The following is a 21,067-nucleotide window of genomic DNA, read 5'->3' as shown; positions in this document are numbered from 1 at the left end:
CTAATGTTTCTCGGATGGCGAGCTTGGGCTATCACGGCGATCAGGCCGTCATGCCCGGCATGCTCGACTTCGCGGTCAACGTCCGACACCGCCAGCCGCCGGACTGGCTGGTGCAGCGGCTGAGCGCGCGGCTGCCGGATCTGGCGTCCTACCCGAGCCTCGACGACGTGCACCGGGCCCAGGACGCGGTCGCCGCACGGCACGGCCGGGCCCGCCACGAGGTGCTGGCGCTGGCCGGGGCGGCGGAAGGGTTCGCGCTGCTGCCCAACCTGCGTCCGAAGCTCGCCGCGGTCATCGCGCCGTCGTTCACCGAGCCCGTTGCCGCGCTCACCGCCGCCGGTCTGCCGGTGCGCCACGTCGTGCTCGCGCCGCCGTTCAAACTGGACGGCGCGGCGGTGCCCGACGAGGCGGACCTCGTCGTGGTGGGCAACCCCACCAACCCGACCTCCGTGCTGCACACCCGCGAGGAGCTGCTCGCGTTGCGCCGGCCGGGCCGGATTCTGGTGATCGACGAGGCCTTCGCCGATTCGGTACCCGGAGAGTCCGAGTCGCTGGCCGGGGTATCACCGCCCGACGTGCTGGTGTTGCGCAGCCTCACCAAAACCTGGTCGTTGGCCGGACTGCGGGTGGGCTACGCCCTGGGTTCGCCGGAGTTACTGGCGCGGTTGACCACTCGCCGGGCGCACTGGCCGCTGGGCACGTTGCAATTGACGGCCATCGCGGCCTGCTGCGCGCCGGCAGCCGTAGCCGACGCGGCCGCCGACGCGACGCGGCTGGTCGCGTTGCGCGCCCAGATGACGGCCGGTCTGCAAACCGTGGGCGCCGCCGTGGTCGACGGCCGGGCGCCGTTCGTGTTGTTCAGCCTGCCCGGTGCCGACACCATACGAAAGAGCTTGCAGGACAAGGGGATCGCGGTTCGTCGCTGCGACACGTTCGTCGGGCTGGACGAGCGGTATCTGCGGGCCGCGGTGCGCCCGGAGTGGCCGTTGCTGGTCGAAGCCATTGGAAGGGAGCGCCGGTGAGTGTGCGGTTGGCCGACGTCATCGAGGTGCTGGATGAGGCCTATCCGCCGCGGTTGGCCCAGTCGTGGGATTCGGTCGGCCTGGTGTGCGGGGACCCCGCCGATGCGCTCGAATCGGTGACCGTCGCGGTCGACGCGACGGCGGCGGTCGTCGACGAAGTTCCCGACAATGGCCTGCTGCTGGCGCACCATCCGTTGTTGCTGCGCGGCGTCGACACCGTCGCGGCCAGCACACCGAAAGGCGCGTTGGTGCACCGCCTGATCCGGACCGGGCGGTCACTGTTCACCGCGCACACCAACGCCGACTCCGCCGCGCCCGGGGTTTCCGACGCGTTGGCCGACGCGCTCGGCCTCACCGTCGACGCCGTGCTCGAGCCGCTGGCGGGCGGGAAGGACCTGGACAAGTGGGTCGTCTACGTCCCACCCGAGAACGCGGAAGCGGTGCGGGCGGCGATGTTTGAGGCCGGCGCGGGTCACATCGGCGACTACTCGCACTGCAGCTGGAGCGTCACCGGGATCGGACAGTTCCTGCCGCACGACGGCGCATCGCCGACGATCGGCCGTGTCGGAACCGTCGAGCGGGTGCCCGAAGACCGGGTCGAGGTCATCGCGCCCGCGCGAGCACGGGCTGCGGTGCTGGCCGCGATGCGCGCCGCCCACCCGTATGAGGAGCCGGCATTCGACATCTTCGCGCTCGTGTCACCGCCCAGCGACGCCGGGCTGGGCCGCATCGGCACGCTGGGTCACCCCGAACCGCTGTCCGCCTTCGTGTCCCGGGTCACGGCCGCGCTGCCACCGACGTCGTGGGGAGTGCGCGCGGCCGGGGATCCCGACCTGCCGGTGTCGAGGGTGGCGGTGTGCGGCGGCGCCGGGGACTCGCTGCTGGGCGTCGCCGCCGCCGCCGATGTGCAGGCCTACGTCACCGCCGATCTGCGCCACCACCCCGCCGACGAACACTGCCGGGCATCGAAGGTGGCCCTGGTCGACGTCGCGCACTGGGCCAGCGAATTCCCTTGGTGCGAGCAAGCGGCCGGCGTGCTGCGGGGACGTTTCGGGACGGAGCTGCCAGTGCGTGTGAGTACGTTGCGCACCGACCCTTGGACGATGGGGAGAAATCAGTAGTGAAAGCCGAAGTGGCACAGCAACGTTCGTTGCTTGAGCTGTCGAAGTTGGATGCCGAGCTGTCGCGGATCGCGCACCGGTCCACCCATCTGCCGCAGCGGGAGGCCTTCGAGCGGATCAAGGGCGAACACGGCGCCGCCAGTGACCGGGTGGCCACGGTTCGAATCGCGTTGGAGGACTTGGACGCCCAGGTGTCGCGCTTCGAGTCCGAGATCGAGGCGGTGCGCCAGCGCGAGGATCGCGACCGCTCGTTGCTCCGGTCGGGTGCGACGGACGCCAAGCAACTGTCGGATCTGCAGCACGAGCTGGACACGTTGGTGCGCCGCCAAACCAGCCTGGAGGACTCCCTGCTGGAGGTGATGGAACGCCGCGAGGAGCTGGAGGCGCAGCTGGCCATCGAGTCCGGGGCGATCGAGGCGCTGCAGGACGAGCTCACCGCTGCGCAGCAGGCGCTCGACGAAGCGCTTGCCGAAATCGAGCACAGCCGCGAGCTGCATTCGTCGCAGCGTGAAGTGCTCTGCGCGACAATCGATCCCGCCCTGGCGGCCCTCTACGAGCGGCAGCGTGCCGGGGGCGGGCCGGGTGCCGGGCCGTTGGAAGGGCATCGGTGCGGCGCCTGCCGGATCGAGATCGGTCGCGGCGAACTGGCCCGCATCTCGGCCGCCGCCGACGACGAGGTGGTGCGCTGTCCGGAGTGCGGCGCGATCCTGTTGCGGGTTAAGGCTTTCGAACAGTGAAGGTGATCATCGAGGCCGACGGCGGTTCCCGCGGCAACCCCGGACCCGCCGGCTACGGCGCGGTGGTGTGGGACGCGGATCGCGCCACCGTGTTGGCGGAGTCCAAGCAGGCCATCGGGCATGCGACCAACAACGTCGCCGAATACCGCGCGCTGATAGCCGGTTTGGACGACGCGGCGAAACTGGGCGCCACCGAGGCCGCGGTGTATATGGATTCCAAACTGGTGGTCGAGCAGATGACGGGTCGGTGGAAGGTCAAGCACCCCGATCTGGCGCAGCTACACACCCAGGCCCGGACGCTGGCGTCGCAATTCGCGCGAATCAACTACACCTGGGTGCCGCGGGAGCGCAACAAGCACGCCGACCGATTGGCCAACGAGGCGATGGACGCCGCGGCCGGCGTCAATGGCGAGGCCGAAAAGCCCGAAAAGCCCAAGCCCGAAACCGTTAAGCCGCAATCTGCGCCCGGTTGGACCGGTGCGCGCGGCACAGCGACCAGGCTGCTGTTGCTGCGGCACGGTCAGACCGAGTTGTCGGTGCAACGCCGCTATTCGGGGCGCGGCAACCCGGCGCTCACCGAACTCGGGCAGCGGCAGGCGGAGGCCGCGGCGCGGTATCTGGGGGAGCGCGGCGGGATCGCCGCCGTGTTTTCGTCGCCGCTGCAGCGCGCCCGAGACACGGCGGCCGCGGCGGCCGCGGCGCTCGGCCTGGATGTGACCGTCGATGACGATTTGATCGAGACCGACTTCGGCGCCTGGGAAGGGTTGACGTTCGCCGAGGCCGCCGAGCGTGATCCCGAACTGCATCGCCGTTGGCTGCGCGACACTTCCGTCGAACCGCCGGGCGGGGAAAGCTTCGATAGCGTGATGGCGCGGGTCTGCCGGGCACGCGAGCGGATCGTCGATCGATGCCAGGGCGCAACGGTCTTGGTGGTGTCACATGTCACGCCGATCAAGACCTTGCTGCGGCTGGCGCTGGACGCCGGGCCGGGCATTCTCTATCGCCTGCACCTGGATCTCGCGTCGTTGAGCATCGCCGAATTCTATTCGGATGGCGCAAGTTCGGTGCGGCTGGTGAACCAAACCGGCTATCTTTAGGCGGTTAGGGGAAACACCGATGCCGCCGTCTCAATCGCCCGATCAATCCGTGGAGGCCGCTCCCGCGGATATTCGCGCGCGGGTGATGACGGCGGTGCTGGACGAACTGTCGCTCTGGGGGGTCGAGCGGTTCAGCATCGAGGCCATGGCGGAACGCCACCACCTGGATGCCGCGACGATCTACCGGTACTGGGGCGACCGTCAGCGGCTGATCGTCGACGCGGCCCTTGCCGACATCGAAGGCTTCGGCGCCGCGACGGACACCGGCTCGCTGCGGACGGACCTGGAGGCCTTCGCTCGCTCGGTGGCCGATCGGATCAACACCGAGGTCGGGCGCACCTACCTGCGGGCGCTGGCCATCACCCGGCGTGGGCCGCACGACGAGGACACCCGAATGAAGTTCTGGGCGGCGCGCTTCGCCGTGGTGCGCACGATCATCGATCGGGCGCGGGAGCGCGGCGAATTGCGCGAGGGCGTGAACACCATGGCCGCCGTTCAGATTGTGATGGCGCCGTTGAACATTCGCGCGCTTTACTCCGACGGTGTCGTCGACGACGACTACTGCGCGGCCGTTGTCGACCTGGCGTGGCATGCGCTCAGGCGGCAGCCGGAGTGAATACGACCGGCAGCGAAGCCGGTGAACGGAAGGCCATCCCCACCACGCGCGGAGGCGGCGCGGTCGGGTCCAGCCGCAGATCCGGCAGCCGGTCCAGCAGCGCGTTGATCGCCACTACCGCCTCCATGCGCGCCAGGTGCATGCCCAGGCACAGGTGCGGGCCGCCGCCGAATGTCAGGTGCGCGATGTGCTTGCGGGTGGGGTCGAAGCGGTCCGGGTCGGGATAACGGCTGGGGTCGCGGTTGGCGGCCGCGACGCTGACGCTGACGTTGGTGCCCGCCGGGATCGCCACGCCGCCGAGCTCGCAGTCGCGCACCGCCCGGCGCACCACCGTGGTGATCGGCGGCTCCCAGCGCAACGCCTCCTCGAAGGCCCCGGGCAGCAGGCCCCGGTCGGCGCGCAGGGCGTCACATAGCGCGGGCTCGGTAAGCATCGCAACCAGCAGGTTGCCCGACGCGCGGTAGGTCGTCTCGACGCCGGCGGGCAGGATCAGCAGCAGGAACGCGAAGATCTCGTCGTCGGTCAACCGGGCGCCGTCGAGTTCGGATTCCGCCAGCATGCTGATCAGGTCGTCCTGCGGATTGCGCCGCCGCTCGGCGAGGACCTCGGTGAAATAGGTCTTCAGCGCGGCCGACGCGGCGAGCCCACGCTCCCAGTCGTAGACCACGTTGAGCAACTCGATCGACAGCCGCTGGAACCGCGGGTAGTCCCGCCGCGGCAGGCCCATGATCCGGGCGATGACCTGCACCGGAAACGCGAAGGTGAACTCGCGGTCCAACTCGGCGCGTCCCCGCGGCGCGAACCCGTCGATGAGCTCGTGGACCACCACCTCCACCAGTTGATCGCGCCAGCGCTCCAACAGGGCGGACCGGAACGACGGCGACACCAACGCCCGGCTGGCCCGGTGCTCGGCGCCCTCCAGCTCGAGCAGGGTGCGGCCCATGACCGGGCCCATGATCTGGTCGTAGATCGACGACGAAAACGTGTCCGGGTGCGTCAGCACCCGCTGGCACTCGTCGTAGCCGAGCACCGTCACCCCGAGCTCGCCGATCTGCCCGGAGCGGACCTCGTCGAACGGATTACCCCGCATCACCCGGTGCGTCTCGCGGGCCTCACGCAGCCGCTCGTGCACGTTTTCGACCTGCATGAGCAGGCCGTCCTGCGGGTCAGCCATGCGCCGACACGGTCTGGGTGTCGCGCCCGGACCGCAACACGGTGCCGGGTAGGGCACCGGTGGCGGCGCCGTCGCGGCACACCTCGACCCCGCCGACCAGCACCGAGCAGATGCCCTGGGCGTCGGCCACCAACCGCGGCGCCCCGGCGGGCAGGTCATAGCGGGTGCGCTCGGGCCCGTGGCCGATGGTCGCCGGATCGAACAACACCAGGTCGGCGTGCCAGCCGGGCGTGATCCGGCCCCGCTCGGTCAACCCGTAGAACCGGGCGGGCACGTCGGTCACCAGCCGCACGGCCTCTTCCAGCGTCACCACCTGGTGCTCGCGAACGCCGTTGCCGAGCAGCGACGTGGTGTAGATCGCGCCGCACATCATGTCGAGGTGGGCGCCGGCGTCCGAGCCGCCGATCACGGCGCCGGGGTGGCGCCACACGTCGGCGCGCAGCCGCCAGTCGGCCGCATCGTCTCCGGCCAGCGGCGGGGTGAGCCCGGTGCGCAGCTCGTCGGCGATCACGATGTCGCACAGCGTGTCGAACGGCTCACCGCCGCGGGCGGCCGCGACCTCGCCGACGGAACGGCCTGTCGCGTCGGCGTTTTCGGCGGCGAAGGTCTCGGCGATGATCAGCCGGTCCCACTGCGCCAGGCCGCGCAGCATGCCCGCCTCCTTCGAGGCGGCGCCCTCGGCGAGGCGGCGACGCACCTGCGGGTCGGCGAGGGCGGCCAGCCGCTGCGGCACCGGCAGGTGCATGGTGTCCCGCCAACCGGGCAGGCCGTCGAGCACGAAGCCGGACAAAAACGACAGCCGGATCTTCATCGGTTGCGGCAGGGTCAACGCCACCACCCGCCCGCCGCGCTGGGCGGAGGCGTCGTAGGCGCGCAGTTGCCGTTGGTGCCCATCGGGATTCGCGGCCGAAACCCCCAGCAGGTTCCAGTTCAGCGGGCGGTCGGCGGCGGCCGACATGTCGGTGAGCAGCGCGATGTCGTCGTCGGTGAAGCCCGACAGGCAGCCGGCGATGATCGCCTCGAGCGTGGTGCCGGGGTGATCGCGCACGGCGCCCGCGAGCGCGACCAGCTCGGACCGCGACGCGCTGCGCGACGGCACCGGCTGCCCCGCGGCGTCGTTGTGGGTCGGCGACTGGGACGTCGACAACCCCAGCGCGCCGGAGTCCAAGGCGTCATGAAGCAGCCCCACCATCTGCTCGATCTGCTCGGGGGTGGCCTCGGTGCCGACCGCGTCGGCGCCCATCGCGGCCAGCCGCAGCGCCGAATGACCAACCAGGAAACCGGCATTGACGGCGGTGCGACCGTCCAGGCGGGCCAGCCAGTCGCCGAAAGACGACCATTCCCAGTCCAATCCGGCTTGCAGCGCGTCGAGCGGCATCCCTTCGACCCGCGCGAGCATCTGGGTGAGGTAGTCGTGTTGGTCGGGTTTCGCCGGTGCCAGCGTGAAGCCGCAGTTGCCGCCGAAGACCGTGGTGACGCCGTGCTGCACCGACGGGCTGGCGGTGGGATCCCAGAACAACTGCGCGTCGTAGTGGGTGTGCAGGTCGACGAATCCCGGAGCCAGCGTAAGCCCTTCGGCATCAACGGTTTTCGCGGCCTGGTCGTCGATTTCACCGACCGCGACGATCCGCCCGTCGGCGACGCCGACGGCGCCGTGGCGGGCGGGCGCGCCGGTGCCGTCGACGATCTGGGAGTCGCGGATCAACAGGTCGAGCACGTGAGCCTCCTACACTGGGGCCGCCAGCCACCCGTCATCCGGCAGCGGGTGGCGAAACAGCTCTGCGGCGTTGCGGTGGGTGATGCGGGCGGCATCATCCGCCGACAGGCCAGCGACGTTGCGCGCCACCACCTCTTGCGTGTCGGGCCACGTCGAGTCGGCATGCGGGTAGTCGCTTTCGACCAGGATCCGCTCGGCCCCAATCGCATCCAACGCACCGAACGCCGACGGGTCATCGATGGAGCAGAACCAAAAGTTGCGCTTGAGCACCTCGCTGGGCAGCAGGTCGCCCTTCCACGACCCACCCTCACGGCCGCACGCGGAGTGAGCCAGGACGTAGTCGGCCCGGTCGCCGAGCATGGCCGCCCACCCGAGTCCGCCCTCGGCCAGCGTGATGTTCAGCCGCGGGAAGCGCAGCGGGATGCCCGACCACAGCATGTCCGCGCAGGCGACCAGCCCGTTGACCGGGAAGAGCGTCGTGATCGTCTCAAAAGGCGTGTCCGGGGCGGGGATTGGCGCCCACTGTGCCGAACCGGTGTGCAGGCACACCACGGTGTCGGTCTCCTCGCAGGCGGCGAAGAACGGATCCCACACCCCGCTGTGCAGGCTGCCGATGCCGCATTGCGCGGGCAATTCGGGGAAGCTGACCGCCTTGAAGCCGCGCTCGGCGTTGCGGCGGATCTCCTCGGGCGCCAGCTGCGGATCGGCGAGCCACGGCAGCTGCAACGGGATGATCCGCTCGGGGTGGCTGCCCGCCCACACGTCGAGGTGCCAGTCGTTCCAGGCGCGCAGCGTGGCCAGCCCTAGCTCGAGGTCGTCGCTCTTCCAGAACACCGTGCCCGCGAAGCCGGCGATCAGCGAGGGGAAGTTCAGCGAGGCCCAGATGCCGGCCAGGTCCATGTCGGCGATCCGGGCGTCGATATCCCAACAGCCGCGGCGCATCTCGTCGAACCGGGCGGCCTCCATGCTCCATTCCTCGTGTGGCCGTCCGATCACGGCGTTGAGCCCGATATTCGGATACTCCCGGCCCTCGTAGCGCCACACCTGGCGTCCGTCGTCGGTCTCGACGATTGCGGGCGCGCGGTCCGCCAGCGCGGCGGGAAGCCGGCCGACGAACATGTCGGGCGGCTCGATGACGTGATCGTCGACCGAGATGAGGACGTGCGCTCGCGGCCGGGGATCAGGGTCCGGCAGCAGCGCCATACCTGACGACTATCGTCGGTTTCCGGCCGGTGTCAATCATTTACTCCGCGCCAGCGGGCGCGGTTACCGATGCCCGGGTGCCGGCGCCCGCCATCGAGGTGAGCTTGATCGATCCGCCCATCGCATCGATGCGGGCCGCCAGCGATGCCAGCCCGATGTGCCCGCGGGCAACGCATCGATCCAAGATGGCCGGATCGAACCCGATTCCGTCGTCGACGACGCTCAGCTTGATGGCGTCGCCGGCGCGGGCGAGGTGGACCTGCACGGTGCTCGCCCGCGCGTGCTTGTTCACGTTGGCGAGCAATTCGCGGGCCGCGCGGTACAGCAGCGATTGGGACCGTGGCCGATCGACCTCTTCCAGATCGGCCTCGATCGCGAAGTTCCCGCGGTGTTCGTAGCCGCGGATCAGCTCACCCAGCGCGGCGGTGAGGCCCACTTCGGTCAGCACCTGCGGGTGCAGCGCGGTGACGGTGCTGCGCAGGTAAGTGGCCGTGTCCTGCACCGCCTGGTAGGCGGCGTCCAATTCCGGGTCGTCATACCGCCCGCGCAGTTCGTCCAGCTCGAGTCGCGCCGCCAACAGATCCTGCAGCGGCCCGTCGTGCAGATGTTCGGCCAGTGCTCGGGCGTTGCGCTCGTCGGCGCGCATCGCCTCGGCCACCAGCGTGCGGCGCATGTCGAGCAAAGCCGCCACGCGCGTCGCGGCGCGCGTCAGGAAGTAACACAGGGCGGTCATCGCGCCGGCCAGCCAGAGCAGCAACCCGAAATGGGTGTACACCACGGTCGGCAGCTCGACGGTGTCGTGGCGCTTGGAATAGACGATCCACACACCCAGATAGCCGATGGCGGTGCAGATTCCCACGGTGGCGGCCAGTGCCGGACGGTCCTGGAATGCCACCGAGATCGGCAGCAGGAAAAAGACGGGCAGCAAGGCCACGGTGGCGCCGCCGGACACCACGCACAGCGCCACCACCGTCACCACGTCGATTCCGGTCGAGGTCCACGCGGCCCATGCCGGCACCGGGCCGCGCAGCACGACAAACACCCACACCAGCGCCGCAATGCTGTAGGTGACGAGGATGGTCGCGTAGGCCATCGGCAGCCAGTGCTCGACCTCCCAGACCGAAACCAGCAACACGATCAAACCGATCAGCGGCAGGCGCAGAAACGCCGACAGGCGCACGGGTTCGGCCGCGACGAAGTCGATGATCCGCGCCACGGTGCGGCCCATGTCAGTCGATCAGCCCACGCCGCATCGCGGCCGCGACAGCGGCGGCGCGATCACCGACACCGAGTTTTTCGTACAGCCGCTGCACGTGGGTCTTCACCGTCGACGGCGCCAGGAAAAGTTCCGCCGCGATTTCGGGGATGCTGTGGCCCTGGGCGATGAAATTCAGCACCTGGCCCTCGCGGGGGGTGAGCACCGGCGCCTGGGCCTCGCTGCGGCGGCGGATCTCGGCCGCGAGACCGGCGGCGAGGCTGGGCGCCACCACGTCTTGGCCGTTGGCACAGTCGAGCACGCCCTGCACGATCTCGGTCTTCGTCGATTCCTTGGGCAGGAACCCGGCGGCGCCCTCGGCCAGCGCCTGGAAGACGATCGCCGATTCGTCGTACGCCGACAGCAGCAAAACCCTGGTCGGAAGGTCGTCTGCGCGTACCGCGGCGGCGACCGTCGCGCCGTCCATCCCGGGCATTCGGTAATCCAGCAACGCGACGTGGGGTAGATGCGCTTTAATCAGAGCCAAGGCAGTGACGCCGTCGTCGGCTTCAGCGACCACCTCCACTGAGCCACTCGACGTCAGCGCGCGCACCAGCCCCTCGCGGAACAGTGGGTGATCCTCGCCCACGACCACGCGGACTTTTTCGGTGGCCGCGTCGATCACGCCGAATAGTGTCGCATAGCTCCTCGGTCGTTTCCCCCAATCGGGGGACGCGCATTTCATCCCGTGCACCACCTGGTCGGTCGACTGACACCGCCGAAGCGCGCCGGAATAGTCGTCGGCAGGGGGGACCAGCCGCACAGGAGGGTCCGAGAGTTGTCCAACACGGATGCGAACATGCCCGAGATCAGCACAATCTCCGACGCGCGCACCGCGTGGGTGTTGCAGGGGTTATGCCTGACCACCGATCCCGACAAACTCTTCGTTCGCGGCGCGGCGCAGCGGAAAGCCGCCGCGATGTGCCGAAATTGCCCTGTCAAAGCCGAATGCCTGGCCGACGCGCTCGACAACGAGGTCGAGTTCGGCGTGTGGGGCGGCATGACCGAACGCCAACGGCGCGCGCTGCTCAAGCAGCACCCCGAGGTGGTGTCTTGGTCCGACTTCTTTGCCGCCCGGCGCCGGGCCGCCAGCGGAGCGAGGGGTGCCGCTAGCGGGGCGCGGGGTGCCGGACGAAAGTCCGCGGCTGGGTGAAGGCCCGGATCCCCTCGATGCCGAGTTCGCGGCCGATGCCGGACTGGCCGCAGCCGCCGAACGGCAGCCGGGGGTCCTGGGCGGCCAAGCCGTGGCAATTGACGCTGACGGTACCGGCCACCAGCTGACCGGCGACGCGGTCCGCGAGCGCGTCGTCACCGGTCCACACCGACGCGGTGAGACCGAAATCTGTTGCGTTCGCCGCGGTTACGGCGTCGTCGATGCTGTCGTAGCCGAAGATCGGCAGCACCGGGCCGAACTGCTCTTCGGTGGCCAGCGCCGAGTCGGGCGCCAGGTCGGTGACGACGGTCGGCAGCGCGAAGTATCCCCCCGCGTCGGCATCCGCGTCCCGGATCTTGCCGGCGGTCCGCACCGACGCGCCGCGCGCTTCGGCGTCGGCGACTAGCCTGGCCACCCGGTCGCGCCCGGCCTCGTTGTGCAGCGCCCCCAGCGTCGTCTCGTCGGCGAGGCCGTCGCCGATGACCTCGCGCTGACACCGCGCGAGCACCGCCTCGGCCAGCTCGCCGACCCGCTGGGCGGGCGCGTAGAGCCGTTTGATCGCCATGCAGACCTGGCCGCCCGTGGTGTAGGTCGCGGTCACCAGCCGCTCGACCAGTTCGTCGCTGACCTCGATGTCGGAGGCGATGATCGCGGCGTCGTTGCCGCCGAGCTCGAGCAACACCGGGGTGAGCCGCGGCGCGGCCGCCGCCATCACGGCGCGCCCGGTGGCCACGCCGCCGGTCAGCGAGATGAGGTCGATGCCGGGATGGGTGACCAGGGCCTGGGCCAGCTCGCTGCCCGGCCCGGCCAGCACGTTGACCACGCCGGGCGGCAGCGCGGCGGCCAGCGCCCCGGCCAGCTGCAGCGCCGCCAGCGGGCAAGTCGGCGGCACCTTGACGACGGCGGTGTTGCCCGCGGTCAGCGCCGACGTCAGCTTCGTCATCGTCAGCGCGAGCGGCCAGTTGAACGGCAGCACCAGCGCGGCAACACCGAACGGCTCGCGGTGCAGCCGTGGGTAGGCCGACTGCGGGTCGACCTGCTCGGGCGCCAGCGCCGCCTCGGCCATGGACCCCAGCAGCGCGGCCAGGCTCGGCCCGGTGCTGATCTCGAAGCTCGCCTCGCTGAGCACCTTGCCGTGCTCGCGGGTGTACAGCCGCGCGCCGTCGTGCGCGGCGAGCTGTTCGGCGGCGGTGGTGGCCGCCGCCGCTACGGCGGCGACCCGCTCGGCGACGCCCAGCGCCCGCCACGCCGGCGCGGCCCGACGCGCGGCCGCGACGGCCGCGTCGAGCTGCGCGTGGTCGGCGGTGGGCGCGTGGCCGACGATCTCGGCCGGCCGGGCCGGATTGTGCACCGGGTAGCTGCCGGCGGCGCCTGCCTGCGGCTCGCCGCCGATCGTCAGAATCGGTCGCGCCAGCGTTGTCGATTGCGTCATTACGGTCTCCCTTGACCCGGTGCGTGCGTCCCGTCATCGTAAATCGCTAGGAGGCGGAGATGAGAGCTCCATGAAAGCAGTTGTTTTGCGCGAGGTCGGGCAGCCGACGGCGGTGGAGGAGCTCGCGCTGCGGCCACTGGCCGGCCACGAGGTGCGGGTGCAACTTCGGGCCAGCGGCGTGTGCCACAGCGACCTGTCGATCCGCGACGGGGCCATACCGGTATTGCTGCCGAGCGCGCTGGGTCACGAGGGCGCCGGGATTGTCACCGAAGTGGGCGATGACGTCAGCACGGTCAAGCCGGGCCAGCACGTCGTGCTGACGTGGATCGTGTCGTGCCGCAGCTGTCCGCATTGCCTGCGCGGCGAGACCCACCTGTGCCAGCACGCCTATGACCACGCCTACGGCGCTCCGTACGCCGAGAGCGCGGCCGGCCCGGTGTGGCCCGGAATGGGTGTCGGGTCGATGGCCGAAGAGACGCTGCTCCCGGCCGCCGCGGTGGTGCCGATCGACGAGTCGCTGCCGCTGGATCACGCCGCGCTGCTGGGCTGCGGCGTCACCACCGGGGTCGGCGCGGTGATCCGCACCGCGGGCGTCCGGGCGGGGGAGACCGTGCTGGTAATCGGTTGCGGCGGTGTGGGTTTGGCCGCGATCCAAGCGGCCCGGCTGTCGGGCGCGGTGCGGATCATTGCCGCCGACCGGGTGGCGGCGCAGCTTCCCACCGCGGTGGCCAACGGCGCGACCGACACCGTCGACGCGAGCGAGGTCGACCTTGCCGCCGCCGTGCGCGACCTTACCGGCGGCGCCGGCGTCGACCACGGAATAGAGGTGGTCGGCAAGCCCGCCACCATCCGGGCGGCGTATGACGCCACCCGCAGCGGCGGCAAGGTCACCCTGGTCGGCGCCGCCGGCATCACCGACGAGGCGACGTTTCCCGCGCTGTCGCTGATGACCGACGGCAAGACCATCCAGGGCAGCGTCTACGGCGCGACCGATCCGGCGCGCGACATTCCGGTGCTGGCCGAGTTCGCCCAGCGTGGTCTGCTCGACCTCGAGGCGTTGGTGACCCGGCGCATCGGCCTCGACGGTGTCGAAGCGGCGTTCGCCGACATGGCCGCCGGGCGCGGGGCGCGCAGCGTGGTCTGCTTCGGCTAGTTAAATGTGAACCATGCTCGGGCATCTCGGCGTCAACGTCCCCGACCTGGCCGCCGCAAAAAGCTACTACGACCAGTTGATGCCGCTGGTGGGCTTCGAGCCGTTCGTCGCGGCCGAGGACGAGTTCGCGTTCCGCCCGGCCGGGGGCAAACCGGGGACATACATCTTCTTTTATCCCGCCGTCGAGGACGGCACGTATTCGCGGCATCGCGTCGGGCTGCAACACCTCGCCTTCATGTTGAAGACCCGATCGGCCGTGCGGGATGTTCATCAGTTCGTGCGGCGGCTGGGCGGCGAAGTGCTGCATGAGCCGCAACCATTCCCGCAATATCCGCCGCCGTATTACGCGACGTTCTGGCTGGATCCGTTCGGGTTGATGTTGGAAGCCGTCTGCCATTACGACCGGGATTGAACAGGCATTACCTAGCGAGTACCGTAGGTCGGCGCGGACGAGTTGGCCGGGCGGCCGCGGCTGATTCAGTCGAGGAAAGTCCGGACTTCACAGAGCAGGGTGATTGCTAACAGCAATCCGAGGTGACTCGCGGGAAAGTGCCACAGAAAACAGACCGCCACCCTCGCGGTGGTAAGGGTGAAACGGTGCGGTAAGAGCGCACCAGCATTCCGGGTGACCGGGATGGCTCGGCAAACCCCACCCGAAGCAAGGCCAAGAAGGCCGCACCACGCGTGCGGCTGCGCAGGCGTTCGAGGGCTGCTCGCCCGAGCCTGCGGGTAGGCCGCTCGAGGCACCCGGTGACGGTGTGTCCAGATGGATGGTCGCCGCCGCGCCGCCGTTGCTTACGCCGCGGCGGCGGGGAACAGAATCCGGCTTACAGGCCAGCTCGTCCGCCTTACGTGCTTGACCCACATATTCAGGCACATGGGAGCGGCAGTCGGGCGAGGTTAGCGCGACACACCGATGCGGGGCGAATAACGACGCTGGGCCGATGGACGCAGTGCTGCACCAGGCCATCTGCCAGTCAGATCGTTCCTCGCCAGGTCCTCCATGCGCAGTCGATGTACACGTTGGCCATCGGGCGGTCGAAGCCCCAGAGGTTCACCAGGTTGTAAATGAGCTGCTGGCGGGGCACCCCGTTCCGCTCGTCATTCTGGATGGCCACCCCGACGTGAACGGCTGCGGCGGCGTCGTATACGTAATAGCCGTGCTCGGTCAGGCACCCAAGGTAGCGCGCGTTGGGGTCGGCGTTCGCCTGGGGGGCCAGACCGACGGCCGCAGCCGCGGCCACCAGGGCCGCGCCAATGAAGAGGCGCTTCATCAGTAGTACTCCGGGCAGAAGTGCCACTCGGAGGAGTACACCGCGATGTGGGCAACGGCGGGCGGCAAACCCACCTCCTCGGCGTCGGCGATGACTGCGGTCTCTCCCTTACCCTGGTGCAGCCACCGGCAGATTTCGGCAGGGATCTCGTCGGGCATGGCCTGCTCCCAGGCCGCGTCGACCTGGGCTAAGTCGTAGCGGACCTCCGCGACACTGTGGTCGCCCTTGGCGCCGCTGGGGTAGAAGGTGGTGGCGTTCGCCTGCGGGGCCAGTGCCACGACTGAGGTGGCAACGGCCGCACCAATAACGATGAGTTTCATGTTGGTGTCGTCTTTTCTCGTAAGCGGGTTTACTTGCCGTCGCAGGGCGCGAGGAGGTCTAGAAGGTTCTGCGGGTAGCACCGGTTAGGCGGCCAGGCCCGTTTGCCCTGCAGCATCGCTAGGTATGCGGGCAGAAACGGTTGCCCCCCGGTTGAGACGTCCGTCGATGACGTGCCAGGGCCGGATCGGCCAGCGAAAAACGAGTGCTGCTCAGGCTGGCCGCCTGCGTCGTGGGCCAGCGGCGCCAAGGCGGCGGAGGCACCAAGCGCGGCGGCCGTGAGCGCGGCGCCCAAGTAGATCGTCCGGCGGCTCACCAGAACACCACTTCGGCGTCGTTGCCGCCGACGCACAGCGCCGCGTACTTGGTCTCACCGGTGTTGAGGTGCACCGTGCCGTTGGGGTTGCAGTGCATTAAGTAGAACTGCAGGGTGACGGGTGAGAACGCATTGATGAGGCTGCCGTTGCCACCGTTGGCTATGGTGGCGCCCCAGCTGGACCGCACGCTGTCGGCGAACTCGCATGAGGTGACGGTCGTGGCCACGCCGGTGAAGCCCGACGGGCAGCGAATGAACGCCGTGTCGGCGTGGCCCTCGGCGGCCAGGGCGATCGCGGCACTGACGGCGGCCACGCTGCCTATGATCATCTTGTTCATCGATGGTTCCTCTCCGATGTAGAGGCGCCCTTTTGTTACGGACTTCCTGTGCCGCTTGGGATTACCTCAGGTAAATCCCATCAATTGCCGTGCTGCCGAACCAGAAAGCGCGCACCACAGTTGAGGTGGTGCCTACACCACGGGGACCCTGCATGCCTGTACCAAGCGGGCGTCGGCGGACGCACGTCTATAGTCGGACGAGCCAATCAACGTGAGGCTGCGAGAGCGAAATGCGGTGAGGCTGATGGCAGACCGGAGAATTTCGGTCGTGGTCGCCGAGGACTCTTTGCTGGTCCGAGACAGCGTGTGTCGGGCGCTATCGACGGATCCCGATGTCGTCGTCGTCGGTGAGGGCGTTGATTTCGACTCCACGGTAGAACTTCTCGACCAACACAACCCAACGTTGTTGGTGACTGACGTACGCATGCCACCGACATCGACCGATGAGGGAATTCGCCTAGCACGTTGGATGCGCACCGCTTACCCCAAGACCGGGGTGATCGTCTTGTCGCAGTACGTTCAACCCGAGTATGCAGCTGGACTGCTGGGCGGAGGCACTACTGGACGCGGCTACCTGCTGAAAGAACGGATCGCGCATTTCGATCAGCTCAGCGATGCGGTCCGCGAAGTTGCATCGGGCGGGACGGTACTGGATCCGCTCGTGGTCGAGGCGTTGTTGGCAAAGCCTGGTTCGTCGGCGATGGTCAGCAGGCTGACACCTCGGGAACGAGAAGTCCTCGCCGAACTTGCCAGCGGCGGCAGCAATCGTGCGGTGGCACAACGGCTTGTGTTGTCCCAGCGTGCCGTGGAGAAGCACATCAACTCGATATTCGCCAAGCTCGGCCTGACCGGCGACGACACTGTCGATCGGCGCGTCAAGGCAGTACTTATGTTCCTTGGCGGCGACACATCGGTATAGCCAGATCCACCGAAATGGTGGTGTGTACACCCTGGCGGTCAGCGAGTCGTAGACCTGACAATGTTCAGTGTGATAGCTGAACAGGTGCCGGTCTGGGTTGTCGATGACCAGGCCAGTTTTCGGCGTGTGGCGGTTGAAATGCTCTCCGCTGCAGATGGATTCGTATTAGCAGGCGAATGCGAAACTGGTGAGTCGGCGATCGAGACGACCTGGGGTGACGGCAGCGGGATCGTCTTGATGGATGTCAATATGCCGGGGATCGGAGGCATCGAGGCCACGCGGCGGATCCGCGCTGCACGCCCAGATCTGATGATCTTGCTGATGTCAACCTATGACCTCAAAGACCTCCCCTCCGGGGTCGAGGATTGTGGTGCCGCGGGGTACCTCCGCAAGGAGAAGCTGAGTCCGGATCTGCTCATGCGGTTATGGCGGGCGCATGAATGAGTCTGATCAATGCTGTTAGGAAATAGCCGTATTCACCGCTATGCCACAGAGCGGCTTCAGCTGTTGGGTTATGACCTCGTTCACCGTTACGCGACGGAACGGTTCGAGATTTTCCTCGTGACTCTGACGGTCATGTATTTCCTTGCCGGCGTGCTGTTGCCGCTTTGGGGATACGAGTGGGTGCTGCGATCCCTCTGGGTTCTGGCCGTCGTGGCGATCTGCACTGCGCAGTGCGCTGTGTTGGTGATCGCGCTGTACCTGGTGCGACGGGATAGGCATCAGCGGTCGATCACGCTGGTCTGCGTTAGTAACTGGGTCACTGCCGTGCTCATTACGTTCATCATGCCGAGCCTGCTACCTGTGATGGTGTTGTTGGCGTTGGTGCCGGTCGTTTTTGCCGAGCATTACGTCAGACGGCAGCGCGGACTGATTCTCATGCTGATCACCGTCGGCTGCGTCCTAGCCCTAGCTGTGCTAGCTCGGTTCCAGAACATTTCACAAATAGCTGCGCATGCTCCTCCGGCCATCGAGAGCGTGTTCATCAACGTTGCTCTCCCGATCATCGCCGTGCACATACTGCTAATCGTCTGGAACAACGCCGCGGCATTGCGGGTCTCCCAGAAACTGCTTGCCGACCATGCCGCCGAACTCGCCGCATCGCGTACTCGGCTGATCACCGCCGCTGACGAGGAGCGGCGTCGCCTGGAACGCGACCTGCATGACGGGGCCCAACAGCACTTGGTCGCGCTAGCCGTTTTGCTGCAACTCGCTCGTCGAGCCGAGAAAGACCGTGCTGAAAGACTTCTCTTAGAGGCGTCCGAATTGATGGACACCGCGATTGCCGAGATTCGCAGAATTGCGCACGGCATTTACCCACCACTGTTGGTCAGCGGCGGCCTGGCCCAGGCCCTGCCAGCTGCGGCCGCGCACGCTGCGATTCCGGTCGACCTCAACCTGCAGGGCGTTGGCCGCTATCGCAGGGAGGTCGAGGCAGCCCTTTACTACTGCAGCACCGAAGCGCTTCAGAACGCCGCCAAACACGGGGGGCCGGACGCGAAGGTCGCAATCAACGCCTCCGTCGAAGACCACCAGCTCACCCTTGTAATCAGTGATAGCGGCCCCGGATTCAACCGGGCTACCACCGGCGCCGGGCTGACCAACATGAAAGACCGGTTAGCGGCCATCGGTGGGCAGCTCGAAATTGATACGGCACCTGGCCGCGGCACCCGAATAATCGCCACCGTGACTAGCGTGCCGGAGCCTAGCGCTGCCCAGTAACATGGCCGCGGACCGTTCGCGCACTCGCGCCACTCCGCCAGCTGGCGGACTTTGACGGCGCTCATCGAAAATCCCCGGCTGTGCTCGCCGAAATTCCTCACCTGTGAGCAGCGGTCAGTGTAGTTGTTGGCGGGTGCCGGTGGTGGTTCGGCGCAGGGTTTCTGCGGCGGCGTGGTGGTCACGTAGCCGGTAGGACTCTCCGTCGAGGTTGATGACCACGGAGCGGTGCAGCAGGCGGTCGAGCATGGCAGCGGCCACGGTGGTGTCGCCGAGGATCTCTCCCCAGGCTCCCACGCCGCGGTTGGTGGTGATGACGATGCTGGTCTTTAAATACCGTTGGGAGACAACCTGAAACAACGCCGAAGCGGCCTCGGCGGGCAGTGGAAGGTAGCCGAGTTCATCGATCACCAGCAGCGTCGGGCCGGCGAAGAAGCGCATGGTGGTGGCCCAGCGTCCCTCGATGGCGGCGCGGTGGCAGCGGGCGGCCAGATCGGCGGCGGTGGTGAAGTACGTCCGGTAGCCGGCATGTGCTGCGGCCCTGGCCAATCCGACCGACAGGTGTTTTTCCAGTACCCGGTGGGCCGATGAGCAGGATGTTGGTCGCTGATTCCAGATAGCGGCAGGTGCCCAGCTCGTCGATGAGCTTGCGGTCGATCCCGGCGGCAGCATCGACGTCGAAGTCGGCCAGGGTGGCTGGGGTGGGCAAGCAGGCGAACCGAAGCCGTCCGGCCAGTCGGCGGGCGGTGGAGGCTTCGACCTCGACGGCCAGCAGCCGCTCCAAGGCAACGGTCAGCGACAGCCCGTCGGCGGTGGCCTGGTCGAGCACGGCAGGTAGGGCTTCAGCGGCCGCGGCCAGTTTGAGTTCGGCCAGATGCGAGCGTAGCTGCTGATATGGCTCGCCGCCGCCGACAGCGATTCCTCGGTTGTGGTGGTGGTCTTACCGGTGCGCGGTGTGGGGTCATTGGATGGTCCTGTTCTGGGCGGCCCGCTCGTAAGCGGACAGATCGATGACGGTGGAATTGGTTGACGGAGTGGATGTTTCAATTGCGGTGACGGATGGCTGATTGATCGCAAGCAGTTGCGCGGCAGCGGCTTTGGCCGCCGGGCCGGGTGGGATGCGTTCCTTGCGGCGGTGCGCCCGTCCGGTGGTCGCGGTGGCGATCGCCGCGGCATCCAGCGCGATGACGTGGCCGTTGTCGCGCACCATGACGCCGAGCCCGTCGGCGGCCATCCGGTGCCTGGCAACCACGATCCCACTGGCGGTGGCGATGTCGCAGAACTGACCGCCGACCGGATGCGACACCACCACGTTGGCGGCGGCCAGCTCCGGGGGCACCGAGTAGCGGTTACCGCGGTAGGACACCATCGCTTGGCGCGATGCGGTGCGGGCCTCGGAAACGATCACCGGATACGCCTGCGCCGGTATTGGTTGTAGTGGCTCCGTTTCGGCCACCACGGCGACCGAGGAGCGGCCATCAGCGGTGGCCCGCAGCCTCGTGTCACCACGCACCCTGGCGAAGCGATCCAGGTTCGCCTGGGCCGCCTCGACGGTGACGTCGTCGGCCAGGGTGCGCCACCAGCGTTGCGCGGCGGTGTGATTGACCTTCTCCACCACGCCCTTGCGGTTGCCGCGCCGCGGCGGGCAGATCGCCACCGATACGCCGTAGTGCTTGGCCACCCCGGCGAACGAGGCGCTCACCCGGCCGCTACCGGGATCGCAGACCGTGGCCATCCGGTCGAACCGCCACACCCGCGAGACGCCGCCCAGACCGCGGGTGACGCGGTCCAGGCCGGCGACCAGGTGGGGTTGGTCCTCGCTCGGCGACAGATAGCCGCGCCACTTGCCCGAATGGGCCAACGAGCCGACCAGCAGGTGTGCGGTTTTGCCCCAGCCCCACGATTCCGGCGGATCGGGCAATTCCAGCCAGTCCCATTGAGTTTCATCACCCGGTGCATGGGGGATCACCGCGTTCGGGCGCTGCGTGGCCGTCCGGCACGCCTCACAGACGGGCCGCAGCTTCCGGGTCCGGATGTTGCGGGTCAGGCTCTGATACGACAGCCCGAATCCGAGGTCCTCGAGTTCGTCGAACAGGGTGCGGGCCCACAGGTGCGGGTCCTCGGTCAGCCTGGCGGTGACGTAGTCGATGAACGGGTCGAACGGGTCCGGGTCGGGCCGGGCGCGGACCCCGGGCGCGCCGTCACCGGCCAGATACTTCCGGACCGTCTTGCGGTCGAAGCCGGTGTGGCGGGCGATCGCCGAGATCGACCAACCACGTTTGCGTAGGGCATGTACTTCCACATCGTCCTCCCATGTGAGCATGAGAAAGCGGGCCTCCTTCGGTGGAGCTACTGGCGTCAGACACCAGCAGCTTCGAGGGAGGCCCGCCCTTCTCGGCGGAGCCACACGGGTGGGGAATTTCGATGAGCGTCAGTGGGGAATTTCAGTGAGCGCGGTCAACTTCAACCCAGGTGGACGCGCTTCGTTGATCGTGGCGGTCTA

The 21,067-nt window shown here is 68.2% G+C and carries 20 protein-coding genes, 1 other RNA gene and 2 pseudogenes; 12 read left to right on the top strand and 11 right to left on the bottom strand.

Annotated features, from left to right (window positions below):
* The first annotated feature begins 14 nt into the window (after window positions 1-14).
* Genes cobC through G6N66_RS15995 form a run of 5 tightly spaced genes read left to right on the top strand, consistent with a single transcriptional unit; the run spans window position 15 to window position 4,593 of the window.
* Entirely contained in the window at window positions 15-1,022 is a 1,008-nt protein-coding gene (gene cobC / locus G6N66_RS16015; RefSeq protein WP_232079321.1) for an Rv2231c family pyridoxal phosphate-dependent protein CobC, read from the top strand.
* Complete coding sequence (locus tag G6N66_RS16010; protein ID WP_085231082.1) at window positions 1,019-2,143, top strand: Nif3-like dinuclear metal center hexameric protein; 1,125 nt, start codon at window positions 1,019-1,021, stop codon at window positions 2,141-2,143. Before cobC ends, G6N66_RS16010 begins: the two co-directional genes overlap by 4 nt.
* Window positions 2,143-2,880 carry a zinc ribbon domain-containing protein gene (locus tag G6N66_RS16005; protein WP_085231081.1) on the top strand — a complete coding sequence of 246 codons (738 nt, stop codon included), beginning with the start codon at window positions 2,143-2,145 and terminating at the stop codon, window positions 2,878-2,880. The genes G6N66_RS16010 and G6N66_RS16005 overlap by 1 nt, the downstream gene beginning before the upstream one ends.
* Entirely contained in the window at window positions 2,877-3,977 is a 1,101-nt protein-coding gene (locus G6N66_RS16000; RefSeq protein WP_085231080.1) for a bifunctional RNase H/acid phosphatase, read from the top strand. The genes G6N66_RS16005 and G6N66_RS16000 overlap by 4 nt, the downstream gene beginning before the upstream one ends.
* A gap of 19 nt (window positions 3,978-3,996) precedes the next feature.
* On the top strand, window positions 3,997-4,593 hold the full coding sequence (locus G6N66_RS15995; protein WP_085231079.1) for a TetR-like C-terminal domain-containing protein: 597 nt from the start codon (window positions 3,997-3,999) through the stop codon (window positions 4,591-4,593).
* On the opposite strand, the gene G6N66_RS15990 is transcribed toward G6N66_RS15995, so the two are convergent.
* Genes G6N66_RS15990 through G6N66_RS15970 form a run of 5 tightly spaced genes read right to left on the bottom strand, consistent with a single transcriptional unit; the run spans window position 4,574 to window position 10,567 of the window.
* On the bottom strand, window positions 4,574-5,767 hold the full coding sequence (locus G6N66_RS15990; RefSeq protein ID WP_085231078.1) for a cytochrome P450: 1,194 nt from the start codon (window positions 5,765-5,767) through the stop codon (window positions 4,574-4,576). The two genes, G6N66_RS15995 and G6N66_RS15990, sit on opposite strands and share 20 nt — an antisense overlap.
* Window positions 5,760-7,484 carry an N-acyl-D-amino-acid deacylase family protein gene (locus tag G6N66_RS15985; protein ID WP_085231077.1) on the bottom strand — a complete coding sequence of 575 codons (1,725 nt, stop codon included), beginning with the start codon at window positions 7,482-7,484 and terminating at the stop codon, window positions 5,760-5,762. Before G6N66_RS15985 ends, G6N66_RS15990 begins: the two co-directional genes overlap by 8 nt.
* Before the next feature lie 9 nt (window positions 7,485-7,493).
* On the bottom strand, window positions 7,494-8,687 hold the full coding sequence (locus G6N66_RS15980) for an amidohydrolase family protein (RefSeq protein WP_085231076.1): 1,194 nt from the start codon (window positions 8,685-8,687) through the stop codon (window positions 7,494-7,496).
* Between the two features lie 40 nt (window positions 8,688-8,727).
* On the bottom strand, window positions 8,728-9,915 hold the full coding sequence (locus tag G6N66_RS15975) for a sensor histidine kinase (RefSeq protein ID WP_085231075.1): 1,188 nt from the start codon (window positions 9,913-9,915) through the stop codon (window positions 8,728-8,730).
* Window position 9,916: 1 nt separating this feature from the next.
* Window positions 9,917-10,567 carry a response regulator gene (locus G6N66_RS15970; RefSeq protein WP_085231074.1) on the bottom strand — a complete coding sequence of 217 codons (651 nt, stop codon included), beginning with the start codon at window positions 10,565-10,567 and terminating at the stop codon, window positions 9,917-9,919.
* A gap of 204 nt (window positions 10,568-10,771) precedes the next feature.
* Between G6N66_RS15970 and G6N66_RS15965 the strand changes: the two are divergent.
* Window positions 10,772-11,095, top strand: a pseudogene (locus tag G6N66_RS15965) (WhiB family transcriptional regulator); the annotation flags it as partial.
* Here G6N66_RS15965 and G6N66_RS15960 read toward each other — a convergent pair.
* A complete protein-coding gene (locus tag G6N66_RS15960) occupies window positions 11,052-12,527 on the bottom strand; it encodes an aldehyde dehydrogenase family protein (protein ID WP_085231073.1) in 1,476 nt (491 codons plus the stop codon). The pseudogene G6N66_RS15965 and the gene G6N66_RS15960 overlap by 44 nt on opposite strands.
* Before the next feature lie 70 nt (window positions 12,528-12,597).
* On the opposite strand from G6N66_RS15960, the gene G6N66_RS15955 reads away from it, so the two are divergent.
* From G6N66_RS15955 to rnpB, 3 genes are all read left to right on the top strand, one after another.
* Window positions 12,598-13,680: a Zn-dependent alcohol dehydrogenase gene (locus G6N66_RS15955; RefSeq protein ID WP_085231072.1), complete on the top strand. Its 1,083-nt coding sequence runs from the start codon at window positions 12,598-12,600 to the stop codon at window positions 13,678-13,680.
* A gap of 13 nt (window positions 13,681-13,693) precedes the next feature.
* Window positions 13,694-14,092 (top strand): VOC family protein, encoded by a 399-nt coding sequence (locus G6N66_RS15950; protein ID WP_085231071.1) that lies wholly within the window; start codon window positions 13,694-13,696, stop codon window positions 14,090-14,092.
* 38 nt (window positions 14,093-14,130) lie between these two features.
* An RNA gene (rnpB, locus tag G6N66_RS15945) (RNase P RNA component class A) lies at window positions 14,131-14,526 on the top strand.
* Window positions 14,527-14,657: 131 nt separating this feature from the next.
* Here rnpB and G6N66_RS15940 read toward each other — a convergent pair.
* From G6N66_RS15940 to G6N66_RS15930, 3 genes are all read right to left on the bottom strand, one after another.
* Window positions 14,658-14,954: a DUF732 domain-containing protein gene (locus G6N66_RS15940; RefSeq protein ID WP_085231070.1), complete on the bottom strand. Its 297-nt coding sequence runs from the start codon at window positions 14,952-14,954 to the stop codon at window positions 14,658-14,660.
* Complete coding sequence (locus tag G6N66_RS15935; RefSeq protein WP_139825018.1) at window positions 14,954-15,274, bottom strand: hypothetical protein; 321 nt, start codon at window positions 15,272-15,274, stop codon at window positions 14,954-14,956. The genes G6N66_RS15940 and G6N66_RS15935 overlap by 1 nt, the downstream gene beginning before the upstream one ends.
* A 310-nt stretch (window positions 15,275-15,584) precedes the next feature.
* Window positions 15,585-15,926, bottom strand: coding sequence for a hypothetical protein (locus G6N66_RS15930; RefSeq protein ID WP_085231067.1), 342 nt, complete (start codon window positions 15,924-15,926; stop codon window positions 15,585-15,587).
* A 268-nt stretch (window positions 15,927-16,194) separates the two neighbouring features.
* On the opposite strand from G6N66_RS15930, the gene G6N66_RS15925 reads away from it, so the two are divergent.
* From G6N66_RS15925 to G6N66_RS15915, 3 genes are all read left to right on the top strand, one after another.
* Window positions 16,195-16,845 (top strand): response regulator transcription factor, encoded by a 651-nt coding sequence (locus G6N66_RS15925; RefSeq protein ID WP_232079320.1) that lies wholly within the window; start codon window positions 16,195-16,197, stop codon window positions 16,843-16,845.
* A 69-nt stretch (window positions 16,846-16,914) separates the two neighbouring features.
* Window positions 16,915-17,289 carry a response regulator gene (locus G6N66_RS15920; RefSeq protein WP_232079319.1) on the top strand — a complete coding sequence of 125 codons (375 nt, stop codon included), beginning with the start codon at window positions 16,915-16,917 and terminating at the stop codon, window positions 17,287-17,289.
* A 9-nt stretch (window positions 17,290-17,298) separates the two neighbouring features.
* On the top strand, window positions 17,299-18,567 hold the full coding sequence (locus tag G6N66_RS15915; protein WP_085231064.1) for a sensor histidine kinase: 1,269 nt from the start codon (window positions 17,299-17,301) through the stop codon (window positions 18,565-18,567).
* 114 nt (window positions 18,568-18,681) lie between these two features.
* Here the strand turns inward: G6N66_RS15915 and istB are convergent.
* Window positions 18,682-19,479 (bottom strand): annotated as a pseudogene (gene istB / locus G6N66_RS15910) (IS21-like element helper ATPase IstB).
* A gap of 46 nt (window positions 19,480-19,525) precedes the next feature.
* Complete coding sequence (locus G6N66_RS15905) at window positions 19,526-20,887, bottom strand: Mu transposase domain-containing protein (RefSeq protein ID WP_163645859.1); 1,362 nt, start codon at window positions 20,885-20,887, stop codon at window positions 19,526-19,528.
* Between the last annotated feature and the right edge of the window lie 180 nt (window positions 20,888-21,067).

The sequence above is a fragment of the Mycobacterium conspicuum genome (genome assembly GCF_010730195.1).
GTDB classification, from domain to species: domain Bacteria; phylum Actinomycetota; class Actinomycetes; order Mycobacteriales; family Mycobacteriaceae; genus Mycobacterium; species Mycobacterium conspicuum.
The sequence above is the reverse complement of the archived record's forward strand: the minus strand, read 5'-3'. Positions and strand labels throughout refer to the sequence as shown.